The organism is Bradyrhizobium sp. UFLA01-814, from assembly GCF_046718885.1.
Classification (GTDB): domain Bacteria; phylum Pseudomonadota; class Alphaproteobacteria; order Rhizobiales; family Xanthobacteraceae; genus Bradyrhizobium; species Bradyrhizobium elkanii.
In genome coordinates, this window is the sequence record NZ_JAQOSR010000366.1 from 1 (window position 1) to 1,239 (window position 1,239).

A 1,239-nucleotide genomic window follows, 5' to 3' on the forward strand; every position below is an offset into this window, starting at 1 on the left:
GCCGTAGAGAGCGCGGATGGCTACATCGTCTCTGTCAGTGCGTTTAGCCGCATTTCGGTTCCGCAGCCAGTGCCCCACTAACGCGAGCCCACGCTCGCCTAAGCCAATCAAAGCGTCTAAGCCGCACGCCACGTTCCTCTGGCTGAGGAGCAGGCCTTGAGCCAGCTCGGTAAATTCTTCGGACTTGTCGCCAAGCGCCTGAAGCGCAAAGCAGGCATATGCGGCAATGCGAGTTTCCGGGTTAGCGCGGGCCAGCACAGCGCGGACAGGCTGAACAAAGTCAGTATCCTCGCTGAGCCATGCGATCGTTAGCGCGGGCAGCACGACATCTTCTGTTGGCGAACTGTCTCGCACTACTTTCATCGCCCGTTCGGTGAACGACTTTGAAATGGAACCCCGGTGTGCCCGAAGTTCAGCGAGGTAAATCGAAACTGCACTTCCGCCGCCGGCCTGGATCGTCTCAACAAGAGCAGCATCAGCCCCCAGGGCGGCGAGCGCAAACGTAGCCTCGTAGAATTCCCGCCTTGTGTCAGACGTGAGGCCTCCATTGCCGTCCTGAGGCATCGGTCTAAGCGCAATCGCAGCGAGGCGTTCGACAATGCCAGGATCATGGCGAACGAACGCCCAATTGAGCCCGCCGTGTCGGACCCAGAAATGTTCAGACTCGAGCTCTCGCATGATCAAAGTTGTGATGCCCTCGCCACCCATCAGGATCAGAACGCGACGAGCGCCCTCCAGAATGCTGTCGCGATAGTCGCTGTTCGTGCGCAGGCGGCTGCATGCGATGGTAACAATCATCCGCTCAAGCTCACCTCCGGCCTCATCCTCGAGGATTGCCAGAAGATCAAGGCGAGTAAGTCCGCCAAGCAGTTCGAATGAGTGAGATAGCCAGTGCGGCTGTTCGATAACCGCTTCGTCTAGTCGCCGCCGCAGCTCTGCCTTAAGCGTGCCAACCAGATACCGCAGCGTCGCCTCGTCCATTTGATCGGATCGATCTGCAAAGAGAAGTTCTATCAGGCGGCGGCCGTTGGGTTCGGATTCGGCCAAGCTGCGAATACGTTTGAGCGTCAGCTCCGGCTGTACACGTAGGAGCGCTGGGAGCCACTCATTCCGGGTCATGTATCGCTCGGTCTCATCTACCTCGGCGAGGCGATCTATTGCGGCGTGCGGATCAAGGATTGAGAGTGCCGCTAACGCGGCTCCGTTTGCAAAATCCTGCGCATTCGACAAATTCTGTAT

Annotated in this window: 1 protein-coding gene; it reads right to left on the minus strand. The window is 58.4% G+C overall.

Features of this window, described 5'->3' with window-relative positions:
• The coding region (locus PMN64_RS42845) for a hypothetical protein (protein ID WP_411785117.1) at positions 1-1,239 on the minus strand (1,239 nt) is incomplete at both ends.